We start from the raw sequence: 17,430 nt of genomic DNA, 5'->3' as shown, positions 1-17,430 counted from the left end.
CCATGGCCGCCACCGGGACGACCGCACCCGCCCGCGACCGCACCGCCCCGGCTCCGGCCGCGTCCAGGACCGGCGCGGTCGCGGCGACGGCCGCGCTCGTGGCCCTGCTCGCCGCCCTGGCCGTACTGGACATCACCCAGGGCACGGCCGCGGTCGGCGCGGGCGAGGTGTGGAAGGCGCTCACCGGCCACGCCGACCAGAGCGACGCCTCCGTCGTCATCGCCTCCCGCCTGCCGCGGATGACCGCCGGCGTCCTGGTCGGCGTCGCCCTCGGCAGCGCGGGCGCCGCGCTCCAGGCGGTGAGCCGCAATGTGCTCGCCGCGCCGGACACGCTCGCGGTCAACGCCGGTTCGTATCTCGCGCTCGGGGTGCTCACCGTCACCGGCGCGTCCGTCCCGCTGCTGGCCTCCTCCGGCGTCGCGTTCGCCGGCGGTCTCGCGGCGGCGGCCGTGGTACTCGGGCTCTCCGGCCTCGGCGCCGGTACGGTCCGGCTGGTCCTGGCCGGCAGCGCCCTCGCACTCGGCCTCGGCTCCCTCACCGACGCCCTGCTCCTGCTCTTCCCTGAGCGGACCAACGGCCTCTACCAGTGGAGCCAGGGCAGCATCAGCCAGAACGGCTTCGGCGGGGTCGGCCAGATGGCGCCGGTGATCCTCGTGGGCCTGGCCGGACTGCTGCTCGTCGCCCGCCGCGTCGACGCCCTCTCCCTCGGCGACGACGCGGCCCGCGGCCTCGGCGTCCCGGTGCGGGCCACCCGGATCACCGTCGTCGTCCTCACCGCCCTGCTCTCCGCGGCGGCGGTGACGCTCGCCGGACCCATCGGCTTCGTCGGACTGTGCGCGCCGGCGCTGGTCCGGCCGCTCGGCCGCCGGTTCCGGGCACTGCTGCGGGCCCGGGCGGCCCTGCCGGTCGCCGGGCTCACCGGGGCGGCGCTCGTCCTCGGTTCCGATGTCCTGCTGCGCGCCCTGGTCAGCGCCCAGTCCGCGGTCGCGGTGCCCACCGGGGTCGTCACGAGCGTCGTCGGCGCCCTGTTCCTGGTCGCGATGGCCTTCCGCGCCCGTGAGTCCGGTGCCCCCGCCGAGCCGGACCGGATGCGTATCCCGAGCCGGGCGGCGTTCTGGTCGACCGTCGCCGTACTGACGGCGGTGCTGGTCGGCGTACTGATCGCCGCGGTGCTCTTCGGTGACACCGGACTGCTGCTCGGCGATGTCACCAACTGGGCGCTGGGCCGGGCCGGTCAGGGGGTCACCTTCGTCCTCGACACCCGGGTGCCCCGGGTGCTCGCCGCGCTTCTGGTGGGCGCGGCCCTCGCCCTGGCCGGGACATTCGTGCAGGCCGTGACCCGTAATCCGCTCGCCGAGCCGGGCATCCTGGGCGTCTCCGGTGGGGCCGGCCTGGGCGCCGTGCTGCTGGTCACCACGGTGCCCGCGGCCGGCGCGTGGAGCATCGCCGGCGCGGCCTTCGCCGGCGCCTCGGCCGCCGCCGTACTCGTCTTCGGCCTGGCCGCGCGCGGTGGCTTCCAGCAGAACCGGCTGGTCCTCGTCGGCGTCGGCGTGTCCGCCGCCGCCACGGCGCTCATCAGCCTGGTCATCGTGCTCACCGATCCGTTCAACGCGACCAAGGCGCTGACCTGGCTGTCGGGTTCGACCTACGGGCGGACCGCGCCCGACCTGCTGCCGGTCGCCGTGGTCCTTCTCGTCGCCACCGCCGTCGCGGTCGCCCGGCGCCGCGAACTCGACCTGGTCTCCCTCGACGAGGACACCCCGCGGCTGCTCGGGCTCGGCCTCGCCCGCTCCCGGCTCGCGTTCCTCGCGCTGGGCGTCCTGCTGAGCGCCACCGCGGCCGCGGCCGCCGGCACGATCGGCTTCGTCGGCCTCGTCGCCCCGCACGCGGCCCGCGCCCTGGTGGGCCGCCGCCACGCGCGGGTCATCCCGGTCGCCATGCTGCTGGGCGCGGTTCTGGTCTGCGCGGCCGACCTGCTGGGCCGTACGGTCATCGCCCCCGCGCAACTGGGCGCCGGCCTCATGACGGCGGTCGTCGGCACCCCGTACTTCGTCCGCCTCCTGCTGCGCACGCGCCGCTAGGGCGCGTATCGAGTTGCGATCAGACGCCCCTCCCGGGGTGGACGAACGCGGCCACGGGGGTCGCTCCGGTGGGAGGCGGGCGCTTTGTACGGCCTGCGGCGGGGCGTCGGCGGCGTCTTCGCAGGGTGCGCCGCTGCATCCACCGCGCGCTGGGACGCGCTCGCCGGCCCGGACGGCGAGGGTCGGCATCCGCCAACCAGCACATCACCGGTAGACTGCCACCTGATGCCGAAAAACCGCCACCCTTCTGCGGGGCCCTCAGCGCCGCAGCACATTCCCAGCGGCGCCGGCTGGCTGCCGCACGGCTACCACCTCGCCCCTCACACCCACGACCAGGGCCAGCTCGTCTACGCAGCCGCCGGGACGCTGGCCACCACGACGGAGCGCGGAACCTGGGTGGCCCCGGCCAACCGTGCGACGTGGACGCCGCCCGGCTTCGCCCACGGTCACCGCTTTTACGGACGCACCGACGTACGCCTGCTGACGATCCCGGTCGAACTGTGCGTCGAACTGGTGGAGCACCCCAGCGTTTTCGCCGTCAGTCCGCTGCTGCGCGAGGCCGTCCTGACCCTGACCGACGACCGGCCCGAGGCCCGCCCCGGCGCCCACCAGCGGCTGCTCGCCGTGGTGATCGACGAGCTCTCCGACGCTCCCGAGCACTCCCTCCACCTGCCCGAACCCGGCGACGACCGGCTGCGCACCGTCACCGACCTCCTGCATGCCGACCCCGCCCGACCTGCGACCCTGACCGGGCTGGGACAGGCCGCAGGAGCCAGCGAGCGCACCCTGAGCCGCCTGTTCCACACCGAACTGGGCATGAGCTTCCACCGGTGGCGCACCATTTTGCGCATCCACCACGCACTGGCCCACCTTGCCAACGGCATGTCGGTCACCGACACCGCGGTGACGTGCGGGTGGTCGAACCCGTCCAGCTTCATCGATGCCTTCAACGAGGTCGTCGGCCAGACCCCGGGCAGCTACCAGGCGGACCTGCGCAACAGCCCCACGTTGCCGTAGCGGGATCCGCCTCAGCGCATGGCAGGGCGACGTGGATCCCGGATTCTTGGCGGGTTTTCAGCATCAGGTGTCAGTCTGCCGGTGGTATGCGGCAGGGGCCGGGTTCCAGGCTGGTGGTCAGGCCGCCGCACCACCTGGTCGGCGGGCCGCCACTTCCCAACCCGAGGAGACCTGGAACAACATGGCCGAGACACGCGAGAATCCCTCCGTCGTCATCGTGGGAGCCGGGGTCGCCGGCCTCACGCTCGCCAACATCCTGCTGCGCAACGGCGTCGGCTGCGTCGTACTGGAAAAGCGCAACCGCGAGTACGTCGACCAGCGCCAGCGCGCCGGGGCCATCGACAGCTTCGGGGTGGGCATCATCCGCGAGTGGGGGCTCGGCGAAGTCCTGGAGGGCGACCCCATCCCACAGGACGAGGGCGGCTTCTTCATCGACGGGCAGGCGATGCCGATGGACATCGAGCACGACGAGGACGGCGGCATGTTCATCCCCCAGCACGTCCTGACCCGCAACCTCACCGACGCCTTCCTCGCCCAGGGCGGAGACCTCCGCTACGAGGCCCTCGATGTGACCCTGCAGGACCTCGACAGCCGGCAGCCCACGGTCCGCTACCAGGACCCCGACGGCACCGCGCATGTCATCACCTGCGATTTCATCGCCGGCGCTGACGGCTTCCACGGGGTGAGCCGGTCCTCCATCCCCGCCGACGTGCTGACCGAGTACTCCTACGAGTACGGGTACTCATGGCTCACCGTCTGGGCCGCGGTGGCGACCAACCCCGCGGGCATGGCGATCCACGAGCGCGGCCTGGGCGGCATGATCCCCCGCGGCGCCACCGCCACGCGTATCTACCTCCAGTGCCCGCCCCAGGACACCCCCGAGCAGTGGCCCGACGCGCGCATCTGGAGCGAACTGGAGGCCCGCTTCGGCACCACCGTGACCAGCGGCGAGATCCTCAGCAAGCAGGTCATCCCGCTGCGCAGCGTGGTCTTCGACCCGATGAGCTACGGCAGGCTGTTCCTGCTGGGCGACGCGGCCCACATCGTCCCGCCGATGAGCGCGAAGGGCATCCACCTCGCCCTCCACGACACCGACGTCTTCGCCCGCGCGGTCCTCGCCCAGATCCAGAAGGACGATGCGAGCCTGCTGGAGAACTACTCCTCGGACTGCCTGCGCCACATCTGGAACTACCAGGCATTCGCCGCATGGATCACCGATCTCATGCACAACGCCGGTGACACCTCCTACGAAGGAGAGTTCCGCAAGCAAGTCGCCCGCGCGGAGATGACACGCCTGTTCGCCTCCCCCACCGCGAACAAGCTCTTCGGCGAACTCACCGCCGGCACCAACTAGGGCGCGCGGTGTCCGGCGGCGGATCAGGGTGGCGGCGGGACGTCCGGACGTAGCGGTGGGCCGCTGTGGGCCGCGGTGGGCCGCGGTGTGCCGTGTCCGGCGGTCGGATCGGACGCCGCGGGGCCGCCGGCCGGATCGGGGTGGCGGCGAACGGTCCGCCGCCGGCCGGATCGGGGGGCGGCGGAGCCGGGGTGGAGGCGGGGCCGGCCGGGCCGCCAACTGCCGTGAAACGGGGCGAAGACGGCGGGATCGCGGCCGCAGGCGCACCGTCGGGAGCAGGTCCGCCCGGCGGATTCCGGTGCGCTTCCGAAACTGCCTGCTCTCCACCCTCCCCTGACACTTGACGTCTTCATATGGCAGAGTTCGCCCTGCGGTCCGGTCGTGTGAAGGCTTCCCCACGGATTTCTGTGCCTTCCCACCCTCCGCGGAATCGCCGGACCGGCCCCGAGGGCCGGCCACGGCAGAGCTGTCGTCCCCAACGACGCCTTGTCCGTTGAGTGTCCAGTGATCGTGTCCGTGGAGTGTAGGTGCTGCCTTGATCGCCAGACCTGGTGTGGACCCGCCCACCGAGCACCTGGGCGATCCGTGCGACCGCCGACGAGATCTCTCCCATGGTCCGCCCCGCTCCAACCGCTGGTGAGGAAACGTCGGAAGCGGCGCGAAGCGGCGCAAACAGGATCAAGAGACAGACTGGGATGCGAGCATGGCACACGGGCCTGTACGAGACCACCGCCGGTCCGCGAAGGCGCCCGCGCGGGCGCCCGCCGGCCGGGCGGCCGGCCGGTCCGCCGCCCGGCAGGCGCAGCGCCGGCGCAGGCAGAAGGTCGTCAAGGTAGTGGCGATCTCCCTCGCCTCCGTCGTGCTGCTCGGCGCCGGTGCCGCGTTCTACGTCTACCACCAGCTGAACGGCAACATCCAGACGACCGCGATCTCGTCGAAGAACAAGGGCGTGGAGAAGAAGGACGCGCTCGGGCGGTCCCCGATCAACATCCTCGCGATGGGATCGGACGCCCGCAACAGCGCCGCGGACTGCAAACTCGGCGGCGCCTGCAAGGACAGCAGCGGAGCGCGGGCCGACGTGGAGATGGTGGTCCACATATCCGCCGACCGCAGCAACGCCACGGTGATGAGCATCCCGCGCGACCTGGTCACCGACCTGCCGGCGTGCACCGACGAGAAGTCCGGGCGGAGCGTCGCCGCCCGCCAGGACATGATCAACAGCGCCCTTGATTACGGTGCGAACTGCCAGGTGGCGGCGGTGCACCAGCTCACCGGCATACCGATCGACCATTTCGTCGAGGTGGACTTCGCCGGCGTCGTCTCCATGTCCAACGCGGTCGGCGGCGTCCCGGTCTGTGTGAACCACAATGTCTACGATCCGCAGTCCCACCTGAAGCTGTCCGCCAACAAGGTGCACATCCTCAAGGACGTCGCTGCCCTCCAATTCCTGCGCACCCGGCACGGTTTCGGCGACGGCAGTGACAACATCGGGCGGACCAGCGGGCAGCACATCTTCCTCAGCGCGATGATCAACCAGCTCAAGAGCGCGGGCACACTGAGCAGTCCGACCAAGCTGTACAAGCTGGCCAACGCGGCCACCAAGTCCCTGACGGTGGACACCGGGCTCGGCAGCATCCCGAAACTGATCGACCTGGCCGAGGACCTCAGCAAGGTCCCCACCAAGCGGATCACCTTCACCACGATGCAGAACAACGTCGATCCGGCGAACACCGCGCGCGTCCTCGAAGGGCCGGACGCGGACACGCTCTTCCGGACCATCGCCAACGACCAGCCGCTGACCGACGCGGCCGGCAAGAAGACCGGGACCACCGCCCCGACGGTCGCCCCGGTCGACAAGAGCACCGTCAGCGTCCACGTGGAGAACGGCACCAGCACGATCGGCTGGGCGGGCACCGTCCTGAAGAAGCTGACGGACGCCGGGTTCAGCCCGTCCTCGACCGCCGGCAACGCGGACGCGCCGACCGCGACCACGACGCTGACCTACCCGGCCGGCCAGGTCGCCCAGGCCAAGGCCGTCGCCACCGCGCTGGGCCTGCCGACCTCCCATGTGAAGCAGGGCACCGGCGACGGAATCGTCCTGCTGCTGGGCGCCGACTGGACGACCGGCGACACCTTCCCCGGCGGCCACCCGGCCCCGGTGGACACCAAGAAGGCGCTGACCGGCGCGCTGGCCTACAACGGCGGCGACAAATCCACCTGCGTCCAGGTCAGCACGCAGCGCACGATCGCGTCACCCACGGGGGGCATCACCCCGGAACAGTCCTACGCCCGCCACCCCGAAATCAAGGACTCCGCCCCGTAAGGCGCCCGACTCCGTCAGCCACGCGCGGAGCCCAACGACGCACCCGCGCTCCTCGCCGGACACGGTCCCGGCCGGGTCGTCAGCCACCGCCCGGGCGCCACGAGCGGGTCTCCCGCACCATGACCACCGCACCCCAGAGGAAAATCAGCGCCGCCACGGCGGTGGTGGAGGCCGCGCAGGCAGCCAGAAAAGTTCCGGCGAGCGTCGAGCCGTTGGCGCGGCTGGGCAGTGCGGCCCAGGTGCCGACGAACTCCCCGAGCAGTCCGGCAGCTGTGAGGGGCGCGAAGACGGAGAGGGCCGCGTGGGTGACGAAGACCGTCCGGCGGCCCGTCAACACCGCGATCGGGCTGAGAGCGCGCCCCAGCCGGAGGAACTCCGACAGTCCGGTGATTCCCACCGCCGCGCCGAGCACGAGGATGCCGAGCACCTCGAGGAAGGCGATCCCCCGTCCCTGGTCGGAGTTGACGTGCGCCCCCGCGAGGAACTGGCTGCCGACGGTGTCGACTTGTGAGCTGCCCAGGACATGGAACTCGGCCTTCTTCAGCGCGGGGACGGACAGATCCCGCCCGTCGGCGGAAATCAGCATGATGACCGCGCTCGTGTCCTTCCCGGCCCCCGCTTCCGCTACGGCACCGGAGCGGACCGTCGCGTCCGCCGCACCCGCCCCGTACCACCGGATCATCTCCGCCAGTCGTGGGTCCGCCGGGACGGCGGGCAAGGGGAGTTGGGCACCGGCAGGCGGGCAGGGCAGGCGCAGTGCCGCGAGGGAGCCGCACGGCCCCTGGACCCGGAACAGGCCGCGCAGGGGATCACCCACAAGGGCGACCGGGAGGGCAGGGCGGGCCGACTCCGCAATGATGTCGGCGAGTTGTGACTCCGACAGCTTGGCTCCGTCCAGGACGGCGGCGGAACTGCCGATACGGTCCACCGTCGCCTGTGCGGCCCTCGCTTCACCGCTGTACTGGCCGTACCAGACGAGCGCCTGGATCAGCAGACACACGGCCACCACCGCGCCGGAGACCAGTCGTGCCGTGACGGTGGGGTGGTGGGCGACCCGGCTGCCCGCGGTGATGGGCGCCGGACTGCCGGTTCTCCGGCCGAGCCGGGCAACTCCGCGGCCGGTGAGGGCAGTTAGCGAAGCCACGGCGGCCGGCAAAGTCACAACGGTGGCCGCGACCCCGACCCAGTTGGTCACCACGTAGCCGCTGGTGCCGGGATCGAAGAGCGACGGACCGCGTACCGCCACCAGCAGCATCACCGGACACAGGACCGCCCACTTGGTGGTGCTCCGCTTCGCGCCCAGTGGACGTACCCGGTCGGATGCCCGCCGTCCGACCGGGTACGTCGCCACCGCCACAAGCAGCACCGCGGCCACCGCGCCGGCAACGCACGCGGTGAGCGGGCCGAGACCAGCGCGCAGATCCCGAGCGGAGAGGACGTAGCCGACGAAGGGGAAGGTGACGTCACGCGACGCCGCGACCGCCACAACTGCCGCCGCGATCAGCCCTCCCAGGCACACCGGGACCAAAGCCTCGCCCACCACGATGAGCGAGCGTTCCACTGCTCCACCGCCCAGCGCTTCGATCAGCGCCGTCCGCCGGTCGCGCTGCGCGGCACCGCAGCGCACCGCGACGGCAAGGAGCACCCCAACAGGCAGGAGCACCAGGGCGATCAGCATCGCCTGGAACGTCCACTCGGGCCGCCTGATGTCCGTGTCGCCGACCCACTCCCAGGTGGTCCCGCCGAAAGCGCGGACCGGCTGGGCCCGGGAGCGGTCGATCGCGTCCCCCAACGGGCGGACGTAGGCGAGGCGTTCACCCGGTGAGCTCAGCCCGGCCGCGCCGATGGTGCCGACCTGCTTCCCGTACCGGTCGGCGATGCCCTCCGAGCGGCCCTGTTCCGCCAGCGCCGGAGACAGCAGGGACTCCCCCGGCCCTGGCCAGTGCGACACCCCTGGAGGCAGGGGAGCGTCCCGGGCCGGCGGAACGACCTTGACGATCGTGACGTAGCGCTCGTTCACGGTGTCCATGCCGGGCAGCCACAGGAGCTTCGCCGCTACCACATCACCGGCACGCGCAACGGCGGGAGAACGGGCGTCTTCCCGCGCGACGCTGCCGGCGTAGGTGGCGTGCGCCGCCACCAGCGAGGCGAACCCCAAGGCCAGGAAGAACGTCGCGCCGAGCAGCGCCACGAAGCGGACGCGGCCCGACTCCGCGCGCCCGCCTGCCGCGTGGCCGATACGCAGCAACTGGCCCCGCAGGCCCGCGCCGTCACGACGAACCGCCGGCCGGCAGCGCCTCGCGCAGCGCCCCGTCCGTCAGACGCACGATCCGGTCGGCCCGCCGCGCCACTGCGGGATCGTGCGTCACGACGAGCAGCCCGCACGAGCGCCGGGCGGGCAGGGCGAACAGGATGTCCGCCACCTGCCGGGAGGTCGCCTCATCCAGGGAACCCGTCGGCTCGTCCGCGAGCACCAGCGACGGGCTGTTGACGAGAGCCCTGGCCACCGCCGTAGGCCTGCCGCTCGGTGACGCCCCCGGCCGGCACACCCAACTCCCGCAGCAGAGCCTCCGCGGCGCGGTACGCGTCGGCGCGGCGGACCCCGGTCGTGGTCGACGCCCGCCCGGACAGCCTGCTCATCTCCGTGGATCTCGGCGGCCGGCAGTTCGGCCAGGTGGGCTGTGCAGTGCGTCAGCTCCCCGATGAGGTGGTCGGCGCACCGGGGCACGCTTCCCGGACAGACGGTCTGCGCCAGCGACGGGTGAAGGAAGTTGTCAGCGCGCGTGATTCGGTGAACCTTGGCTCAGCACTCCTGCCACGCGGGCAGGAGGAGCGCAGTATGGGCAGACGCGGACCGCCGGGAGCCGCGGTAACGCGCTTCGCGCCCTGGGTCTCGCTCTCGCCGCGGGAGTCGGTCCACGGCGGTACAGTGACGGGAGCAGGGGAAGCCGGTGAGATTCCGGCGCTGCCCCGCAACGGTGTAAGTTACGTCTTCAAGCGGAGCGCCAGCCCGATCGCCTGCTCGCAGAACACGCCTGGGTGTCTGACATCTGGGTCTCTTCTGGGAGGGCTCCGGGGCACCCACACGGAGTCCAACTCGATTCGGGTTGGACTTTCTTGCTGTTGAGGACCAGGTCGCTCCCGAGGGGTCGAGGTCTCCTGCAGCCGCAGGGACCCAGTGATAAGGGCCCGTCCCGCCGGATCATGACCGGCAAGACGCGCCCTCCGACCCAGGGTCTGGTCATGATCGACGGCATCGTCCACCGCTCGGCCGTACACGACAGCATGCGGATCACCTACCGCAGGTACAGCCGATGAAGCCCCTCCGGCATCTGGGCGTCCCTACTCCTGGGGTCTCCGTTCTCTCGGTGCTCTCCGGGTCGCATACGCCGTGGTGGGCGATGGTCGCGGTGGCCGTGGTGGGCATCGCCTACGCCGCACTGGCACGGGTCTTCCCCCAAGACTCCACGGACCGGCGGCAGATCTTGCAGTACTGGCTCGATCACCACGCGGATCGAGATCAGCCAGCAGCACGCGGCCGCCCTGACCATCCACCCCGACCCGTTCCACGGCGAGTGGAACTACACCATCCCGCCCCAGCCCGGCATCCCCGACGTCCCTCTCCACCCGCCCGGCCCTCGGTCCCATCCCCGACACGCGCACACTTTCGGCGCGACGCTGGCCACCCACCCCCTCCTGACAAGCCTGGACCGCCACGACCTCGACCGCCTCACCGCCGACATCCGCGACTGACTCGACGCCCTCCCGCCCAAGCAACGGCCCCGGCACCGCAAGCTCACCACCGAGAACATCATCTGGGCCACCCTCCTCGACCAGCACGGCCTGTCCTGCTCACTGACCGCCTACCTCTTCCGCATCGGCGAGAACCAGATGAGAGCCCTGATCAAACAGGTCCGCCCCCTCCTCGAGGACCACGGCCACCGCCCCGAGCCGATTCCCGCCCGCCTGATCGACCCCAGCGACCTCGCCAGCTACGTCATGCACGCGACATCCCAGGCCAGCGAGCACGACACGACCCACTAATTCATCGACAGGCCCCCCCGAAACACCGGAGCCCCCACCGACACACATCAGTGGGGGCTCCTGGCGTCCGCTGGCGTTGCCGTCACCGTTGCCGTCAAGCGCCTGGGTCACCGTCACCGACTATCCCATCAGAGCGGAATCGCTCTGGCACCCGTTTTCGTCAGGGTCGGCTATCGGTAGCGGAAATACGGGACTCCCCTGGCATTTCCCTCAAACAACTCGGACCCTACTTATACTCGGCAGGTCCCATACCCCTGTCAATGCCAGGCGCGTCACCGAATGTGCAGTCCTCAATCCTCGACCGGGTACACGCGAATGGGATCAGCACCGCCCAGATAGAGCATGCACCCCGCGTCCTCCTGGTCCGCGTTCTCCGGTGGGACCACGAAAATTCCCGCGGTGGGCGCGGGAATCCAGCCTAGGTTGCGCGGAGGATCGTACTTCTCGTAATGCCCGACATAGAGGCGCGTCGGCGGAATGGAAATCGTACAGACGTCTCCCGCGCGAAGCTCGGGCGCCGCCGGTTCGAGCTGGTATGGAACCCATTCCGCATGAAATTCTCCGTGCGGAAGCGAAAACGTTCCATCCCATCGGAAATTCGTAGAATTGTCGATCACCCTCCAGGGCCATTCCAGCGTGATGTACCGAGTGCTCACCGCAATGACTCTAGCGCTTGCCGGCTCGCACGACACCATGACTTCGCTGCCGACCTGAGGAAACACTTCTCGACACCCCTGAATCTGACTGTTAAACAGAACTGGTGCGCGCGGAGTTCTAGCCGCACGCACCAGCTCATCCTACATCTCTAGCAGAGAATTGACCTGATCAGTCCTTCCGCCAGAACATCCGGAACGGCGAAGCGTTCGGACCACCGGAAAACTGCGGACCACCGACGACGATTTCCGGGTCCGACGACAATGCGAGTGACAGCCCCAGCAGACATTGCGGGAGGCCGCGCCGAACGCGATCTCTTCGTCGTCAGCGAGGCCGTTCAGGATGGTCGTCTCAGCGTGACCCTCGCCCTGCACGAAAGCATCCTTGGCCCACTGCGGCCAGCTGTTCGGAGCTTCCCCGTCGTGGTTCACCGCAGTACGGACCGAGACTTCTCCTGTCGTTTTGTTGCGAACCCCGACGACGGCTGTTGTCCCGAACTTCCCCTGCGCTCCCCTGACGCCGGGGATGTCCTCGTTCGTGGCGCGGTAGCGCGATTGCTGAAGGACATCAGCGGCAATGGATGCGTGTTCTGCCTCCTCCTGGTTGCTGAGGCCGCCGCGGCCGTCGCAATTGTGTACGAGGACCGGTGTGGCTCCAGCCCCCACACAGTACGTGTGCTACGCGGACACCTCTACCTGCTTTTTCGCAGGTCAAGTACGATTTGCTAGTCCGGCAAGGTGCGTGGATGTCCGTGGTTGTGCGGGGTTGTTGCCGTCAGCTACTGCCGTCAGCTGGCTCCGTCTCCCCGGAGGTGCCGAAGCGCTTGAAAGACCCGGGCTGTATGGCTTCGCGGACCGAACACTGGCTGGTATGACCGTTCGCGACGAAGCGCACCGCCTGCTGGATGCTCTGCCGGAGGACCGGCTGGTGGACGCCATAGAGCTGCTGCGTGAGTGGGCAAAGGTGGAGCGTGGCGAGCGCCCACGACGGCGCTTCCGCACGACCGCTTCCTTCGATGGTGACCTGGACCTCGGGGCCCGGGCCAAGGACATCGTGCGTGAGACATGGGACGGTCAGGAGCGGCGCAGCGCGTGATCGTGATCGACACTGGCCCTGTGGTCGCGGCGGCCAACCGCAAGGACGATCAGCACGCCGCTTGTGTGCGCCTGCTGGAGAATCATCCGGGGCCGCTGCTGCTGCCGTCCCCGCTCGTGGCAAAGATCGGCTACATGCTCTCCAGCCGGGCAGGAGTGAAGGCCGAGGCCGACTTTCTGCGTGATGTGGCCGACGGGGTGTACAACCTGGTCCCGGTCACCTCCACCGAGGCCGCGCGGGCTGCCGATCTGGTGGAACGGTACGCAGACCTTCCCCTGGGCACGGCGGATGCCTTCGTCGTGGCCGTGGCGGAGAAGTTCCGTGCGGTCAACGTCGCAACGCTGGCCCGCCGCCACTTCAGCATCGTGCGTCCGGGCCACGTGCCCGCCTTCACTCTGCTCCCGTAGCAAGCTCTCGGCTCCTTCGCCTACCCATGGCTGGGGGTCGAGGCCTCAGCCGCCGACCGTCCGCCACGGCGGCGGGTCCGCCGGGCGGGCACCCGTCACGTGTGTCTCGCTCAGCCCCCACCGGCACCAGCCACGCTGTCTGTGCCGTCACGGCCCGAGGCAGCGACGGGCCCAGGCGTACGGAACGGTGGTTCGGCCGAGTCGGGGTTTCGCTTCTCTGCCGGTCGGGTCCGTGGGTGCCGGGGTGGGTGCGCGGCGAGTGGACGGTGGGCGTCGCCAGCGGGGCGGCAGACAGGAGCGGGCTGCGGGCACCGGCCGCCGGCGATCAAGGCGGCCCGCGTCAGTGGGGCGCCTTGATCAAGTAAAGAAACTCTGAACAGCTCGACCCGCAGCCCTGCCCGCCGGACCCCTCTGAAGGGCTTCTTACCTGACCTCCTGGGGTCCGCACTCGAGCCGGACTCTCCGGCCTGGAGGGCCCAACCCCGAGTCCGGCGATAGCCAGATCTAGTACTACAGGGCTAGATCTGCTGGATCTGGAGTTGCAGCCGTCGCTTGATGTGGTGGCGGCGTGCCTCGGCTTGGTGCTCGCGGCGCCAGTTTGACCAGTGAATTGCATGGTCAATGGCGTCGTGGGCGGCGCCGATCACGTTGAACAGCCGCCGGACCTCGGCCAGGGTGAGCGCGGCGAGGCGTCGTTTCCGAGGTGGGGGCGCGGTGGCCGTGCCCGTGCCCGGTTCAGCCTCGTTCGGGCTGTTCGTCCTTGCGTGGTCCGGAACTTGGCCACAGCTCACGGGACCCCTTTTGAGAGGTGCCGGCCATCGCGGCCAGGAATGCCAGGGCGAGCATGGACAAATCGATGTGGCGGTACCACGCGTCGTACTTGCGCACCTGATAGTTGTCCAGCCCGGCCTCCTGCTTTGCGGCCTCAAAGCATTCTGAGGTTCCCCCGCTGTGCGGGAGTGGCTGACTAGCTGGTCAGGGCGGGTTGACGTGGTTTCAGGTTCACCGGTTCGGCCGCTGCCTGGTCGGCGTAGCGCTTCTCCTCGAACTCGATCGGGCTGAGGTAGCCGAGGCGTTTTTGGATGCGTCGGGGGTTGTAGAAGCCGTCGATGTACTCGAAGAGCGCCAGATTGGCTTCGGCCCTGGTCGCGAAGACGCGGCCGCGGATGCACTCGGTCTTAATGATCATCCACAGGTTCTCCGCCAGGGCGTTGTCGAAGGAGTCCCCGACGGAGCCCATGGACGCCCGGATACCCGCTCTGACCAGCCGCGTCGTCAGCTTGATACTCGTATATTGACAGCCGTGATCGGCATGGTGGACCAGTTCGCCCGGGGCGACCTCACGGCTGGCCAGGGCATACTCCAACGAGGACAGGACCAGGTCCGCGTCCGCGCGGGCGGAGGTCTCCCATGCCACGACGCGGCGGGAGAACACGTCGCGGATCGCCGACAGCCACAAAGGCCCCTCCCCGGTGGAGATCATGGTGAGGTCGGTGACCCACAACCGGTTCGGCGCGGGCGCGGTGAAGTCGCGTTGCACGAGGTCAGGGGCGAGATCGGCGTCCGGATCGCGGCGGGTGAACCCCTTGCCGCGGCGGGGGCTGATGCCGACGAGACCGGCCTCGCGCATGAGGCGCTCGACCCGTTTGCGGCCGACGTGCACTCCACCGCGCTTCAAGACGGCATGGACACGGGGCGAGCCGTAGACCCCGCCGGATTCCTCATGGACCTGCCGGATCCGGCCGGTCAGCTCCGTGTCCTGACGGCGCCGTTCACACGGCTCCTTTTCTGCCTGGCGCCAGCGGTAATAGGTGGACGAGGGGATGTGCAGTTCCCGGAGTACGGGCTCGACCCCCAGGTGCGCGTGCTCATCGAGGAGCGCGGTCACCTGGGCCGGGTCGGGTCGAGCTGGGCCGCGAAAAAAGCCGAGGCTGTCCGCAGGACCTCGTTCGCCCGCTTGAGCTGGGCATTCTCCCTGCGCAGGGCGGCCAACTCCTCGCGCTCGGCAGTGGTCAACACGTCCTCCCGTTCGCCGGCGTCGGCCTCGGCCTGGCGGATCCAGTTGCGCAGGGCCTCGTGGTGGACACCGAGATCCTCGGCCATGCGGCGGATCACCGGCTTCGGCTCGGCCGCCCGGTACATCCGCACCGCACGCTCACGCAACTCCAGCGGGTACTTCCTCGGGGCAGGCATCGTCAGGGCTCCTCTCATGAGACCCATCTGACCTGCTGTCACCCTTCCCCGCATCTCGGGGGAACCTCATTCCTCCACCGGCCACCGCGAACCAGCGACCCGAACCAGCGCGCCGAACCCCTCTCGACGCGGGTCGTGACAGTGGTAGTAGGCCAGTTCGCCGTCGTCCAGGGAGCGCCGCACCAAGAAAAGGTGGTCCGGATCGTCGGATTCCAGCAGGGCCCAGTCGTAGACGCGAAAGCCCTTCGCGCCGATTCCGCACGCACGCCGCTGCCAGGCGCTCGGCCGCAGTGTCCCGACAGCCTTCTCAATCACGACCCCGTCGCCGTCCGCGGTCGTGAACTCGGTGTTCTTCGGAACGCCCATCACGTAAGCGATCCGGCGCTCCTGAAGCCAGGCGCGCAATCCAGGGTTCTGACCGAACTCCTCGTCCGCCGCAAACCAAGCGAAGGGCACCCCGGCCTTCAGCGCGCGCTCGATCATGACCGTGACCTGCTGCGGACGGGTCCGGAAGACCGCCTCCGCAGGGATGCCCGCCTCCGCACACCGATCCCGGTCAGCGAACCAGGAATGCTCCGGGATATACAACTCCCGGTCCAGCAGCACCCGCGATCCAACCGGATTCGCATACGCCAGGAACGTGCCGATCTGGCAATTGTCGATCCGGCCCAGCGTGCCGGAATACTGCCGCTGCACTCCGGCTGACTTCCGGCCCTTCTTGGCGAACCCGGTCGGATCAGCGATCAATACCGACTGCGGGTCGGCGAAACGCTCCATTGCGTAGGCGACCACGAGATCCCGCAGGACATCGGAGTTCCACGGCGTCAGGTTCAAGAACCGCTGCAACGCCTTGGGCTCCTTCTCGCCGACATGCTCGGCGATCGTCCAACCGTTTTTTCGCTGCAGTGGAGCCATCAAACCGCGCAGGTACTGCCGCGCGTGACGGCGCGATTCCGGGCGGTAGAACAGCGGGTCCATCCGCGCACACAAAGCCGCGAACTCCTCGTCCCACACCGCCAATTCCGCCCGGGTTATCGAACCCTCCGGAAGATCCTGATCATGCGTCACCGTCGATGCCACGCCGCCCAGTCTCGCACCCCACACGATCAGAATCTAGCCCTGTAGTACTAGTGTCGCGTGAATGAAGTCCTTGGACGTTTAGGTGTGGCGTGTTCGAGGATTTCGTCGGCGGTTTTGGTCCATGCGAAGGGCTGACAGCGGTCGTTGTAGGCGTCGATGTAGCGGCGGATGGCGTCGGTGAGGTCGGGGACGGAAGTGAAGGTGCCGCGGCGTATGGCCTGGCGGGTGATGATGCCGAAGAAGATCTCCACCAGGTTCAGCCACGAGCAGGAGGTGGGGGTGAAGTGCAGGGTGATCCGGGGGTTCTTCGCCAGCCAGGCCTTCACGCGGGGGTGCTTGTGGGTGGCGTAGTTGTCGGCGACCACGTGCAGTTTCACCCTCGGGTGGGCTTTGGCGACCTGCTTGAGGAAGCGGAGGAACTCGTCGTTGCGGTGCCGGTCGTAACAGGCGTCCGCGGTGATCTTCCCGGTGGCGACCTCCAGGGCCGCGAACAGCGTGGTGGTGCCGTGGCGGACGTAGTCGTGGGTGCGGCGCTCGGCCAGCCCTGGCCGCACCGGCAGCATCGGCGCTGTCCGGTCCAGCGCCTGGATCTGCGATTTCTCATCGACGCAGACCACCACCGCTTTCTCCGGCGGGGCCAGATACAGCCCCACCACATCGCGGACCTTCGCCTCGAGTTCCGGGTCGGTGGAGAACTTGAACGTCTCGCTCCGCCAGGGCTGGATCTTCCACTTCCGCCACACCTTGGCCACCGCGACGTTGGACAGACCCAGTTCGGCGCCGAGCAGCCGGGACGACCAGTGGGTCACGCCGAGCCGGTCCGGCGGACCCTCCAGGGTCCGCACCACCACTTCGGCCTCGTCCACCGTGCCGGGCCGGCCCGACCGCGGCCGGTCCTCCAGCCCGGCAAGGCCGGCCGAACGGTACCGGCCCCGCCAGGTGACGACCGTCTGCCGGGACAGCTCCAACCGCCGCGCGATCTCGGTGTTCGAGGCGCCCTCCGCGGCAAGGAGCACGATCCGGGCCCGCGTCACCAGCCCCGACGGGGACGACGGCGAGCGGACCCACGAACGCAAGACCTCACGGTCCGCATTGGCGACGGCCAACGGCAGGGCGACAGGCATACGCCATTCAACCGCACTTCCAGCCACCGTCCAAGGACTTCATTCACGCGACACTAGA

General features: G+C 69.5%; 14 protein-coding genes, 2 pseudogenes and 1 riboswitch. Of the genes and pseudogenes, 7 read left to right on the top strand and 9 right to left on the bottom strand.

Features of this window, described 5'->3' with window-relative positions:
* The first annotated feature begins 2 nt into the window (after nucleotides 1-2).
* From OG552_RS20520 to OG552_RS20505, 4 genes are all read left to right on the top strand, one after another.
* The gene (locus tag OG552_RS20520; protein ID WP_329135006.1) at nucleotides 3-2,081 is read left to right on the top strand and encodes an iron ABC transporter permease; all 2,079 of its coding nucleotides are present in this window, start codon (nucleotides 3-5) and stop codon (nucleotides 2,079-2,081) included.
* Between the two features lie 225 nt (nucleotides 2,082-2,306).
* Nucleotides 2,307-3,098 carry a helix-turn-helix transcriptional regulator gene (locus OG552_RS20515; protein ID WP_329135004.1) on the top strand — a complete coding sequence of 264 codons (792 nt, stop codon included), beginning with the start codon at nucleotides 2,307-2,309 and terminating at the stop codon, nucleotides 3,096-3,098.
* Nucleotides 3,099-3,279: 181 nt separating this feature from the next.
* Entirely contained in the window at nucleotides 3,280-4,452 is a 1,173-nt protein-coding gene (locus OG552_RS20510) for a 4-hydroxybenzoate 3-monooxygenase (RefSeq protein WP_329135002.1), read from the top strand.
* Nucleotides 4,453-5,155: 703 nt separating this feature from the next.
* Complete coding sequence (locus tag OG552_RS20505) at nucleotides 5,156-6,775, top strand: LCP family protein (protein ID WP_329135000.1); 1,620 nt, start codon at nucleotides 5,156-5,158, stop codon at nucleotides 6,773-6,775.
* Nucleotides 6,776-6,854: 79 nt separating this feature from the next.
* On the opposite strand, the gene OG552_RS20500 is transcribed toward OG552_RS20505, so the two are convergent.
* The gene (locus OG552_RS20500) at nucleotides 6,855-9,023 is read right to left on the bottom strand and encodes an ABC transporter permease (protein ID WP_329134997.1); all 2,169 of its coding nucleotides are present in this window, start codon (nucleotides 9,021-9,023) and stop codon (nucleotides 6,855-6,857) included.
* Nucleotides 9,024-9,045: 22 nt separating this feature from the next.
* Nucleotides 9,046-9,282 carry a hypothetical protein gene (locus tag OG552_RS20495; protein WP_329134995.1) on the bottom strand — a complete coding sequence of 79 codons (237 nt, stop codon included), beginning with the start codon at nucleotides 9,280-9,282 and terminating at the stop codon, nucleotides 9,046-9,048.
* 388 nt (nucleotides 9,283-9,670) lie between these two features.
* Nucleotides 9,671-9,803: riboswitch (cobalamin riboswitch) on the top strand.
* A gap of 863 nt (nucleotides 9,804-10,666) precedes the next feature.
* Here OG552_RS20495 and OG552_RS20490 point away from each other — a divergent pair.
* Entirely contained in the window at nucleotides 10,667-10,819 is a 153-nt protein-coding gene (locus OG552_RS20490) for a hypothetical protein (protein WP_329134993.1), read from the top strand.
* A gap of 290 nt (nucleotides 10,820-11,109) precedes the next feature.
* Here the strand turns inward: OG552_RS20490 and OG552_RS20485 are convergent, their stop codons facing one another.
* On the bottom strand, nucleotides 11,110-11,475 hold the full coding sequence (locus OG552_RS20485) for a hypothetical protein (RefSeq protein WP_329134991.1): 366 nt from the start codon (nucleotides 11,473-11,475) through the stop codon (nucleotides 11,110-11,112).
* An 868-nt stretch (nucleotides 11,476-12,343) separates the two neighbouring features.
* Between OG552_RS20485 and OG552_RS20480 the strand changes: the two genes are divergently transcribed.
* Together OG552_RS20480 and OG552_RS20475 are read left to right on the top strand one after the other, a co-directional pair.
* Nucleotides 12,344-12,568 (top strand): hypothetical protein, encoded by a 225-nt coding sequence (locus OG552_RS20480; RefSeq protein ID WP_329134989.1) that lies wholly within the window; start codon nucleotides 12,344-12,346, stop codon nucleotides 12,566-12,568.
* Complete coding sequence (locus OG552_RS20475) at nucleotides 12,565-12,975, top strand: type II toxin-antitoxin system VapC family toxin (protein WP_329134987.1); 411 nt, start codon at nucleotides 12,565-12,567, stop codon at nucleotides 12,973-12,975. Before OG552_RS20480 ends, OG552_RS20475 begins: the two co-directional genes overlap by 4 nt.
* A 518-nt stretch (nucleotides 12,976-13,493) precedes the next feature.
* Here OG552_RS20475 and OG552_RS20470 read toward each other — a convergent pair.
* The 6 genes and pseudogenes from OG552_RS20470 to OG552_RS20445 all read right to left on the bottom strand — a co-directional run bounded on the left by OG552_RS20470 (nucleotide 13,494) and on the right by OG552_RS20445 (nucleotide 17,372).
* Nucleotides 13,494-13,766: a hypothetical protein gene (locus OG552_RS20470; protein WP_329134985.1), complete on the bottom strand. Its 273-nt coding sequence runs from the start codon at nucleotides 13,764-13,766 to the stop codon at nucleotides 13,494-13,496.
* A pseudogene (locus OG552_RS20465) lies at nucleotides 13,711-13,911 on the bottom strand (IS701 family transposase); the annotation flags it as partial. The gene OG552_RS20470 and the pseudogene OG552_RS20465, both read right to left, overlap by 56 nt.
* 31 nt (nucleotides 13,912-13,942) lie before the next feature.
* The gene (locus OG552_RS20460) at nucleotides 13,943-14,863 is read right to left on the bottom strand and encodes an IS3 family transposase (protein WP_329128447.1); all 921 of its coding nucleotides are present in this window, start codon (nucleotides 14,861-14,863) and stop codon (nucleotides 13,943-13,945) included.
* Nucleotides 14,860-15,168: a transposase gene (locus tag OG552_RS20455; protein ID WP_329128445.1), complete on the bottom strand. Its 309-nt coding sequence runs from the start codon at nucleotides 15,166-15,168 to the stop codon at nucleotides 14,860-14,862. The genes OG552_RS20460 and OG552_RS20455 overlap by 4 nt, the downstream gene beginning before the upstream one ends.
* Nucleotides 15,169-15,237: 69 nt before the next feature.
* A pseudogene (locus OG552_RS20450) lies at nucleotides 15,238-16,203 on the bottom strand (IS701 family transposase); the annotation flags it as partial.
* Between the two features lie 92 nt (nucleotides 16,204-16,295).
* Nucleotides 16,296-17,372 (bottom strand): IS630 family transposase, encoded by a 1,077-nt coding sequence (locus OG552_RS20445; protein WP_329132414.1) that lies wholly within the window; start codon nucleotides 17,370-17,372, stop codon nucleotides 16,296-16,298.
* Between the last annotated feature and the right edge of the window lie 58 nt (nucleotides 17,373-17,430).

It is taken from the genome of Streptomyces sp. NBC_01476 (assembly GCF_036227265.1).
Lineage (GTDB): Bacteria > Actinomycetota > Actinomycetes > Streptomycetales > Streptomycetaceae > Actinacidiphila.
Note: the sequence above shows the minus strand (reverse complement) of the source record. Positions and strands in the feature narration are given on the sequence as shown.